At 60.1% G+C, this 248-nt stretch carries 1 protein-coding gene; it reads right to left on the reverse strand.

What is annotated here, in order from left to right; genetic code table 11:
* Positions 1–248 (reverse strand): alpha/beta fold hydrolase (locus AC0IW9_RS31530; RefSeq protein ID WP_471652223.1); only part of this gene is annotated, 248 nt, incomplete at both ends.

The following is a 248-nucleotide window of genomic DNA, read 5'->3' on the forward strand; positions in this document are numbered from 1 at the left end:
GGCTAGTGACTTGCTGCGGGTAACGGGCCGCGTATAACGCCGCGATATGCCCGCCCATGGAGTGGCCGACCAGATGCAGTCGCCTTATCGACAGTGCATCGATGAACGCAGCCAGGCGTTCGCTTTGGGTGCCGACATCGTAGCTGCCATGTGGCCTGCTACTGGCGCCGAAACCGGGTAGATCGACGATGATGACGTGATAGCGCTCGGTAAGCTCCCGAGCGAACCATAGCCAGGTACTTTTGTCG

It is taken from the genome of Belnapia sp. AC561 (assembly GCF_979252845.1).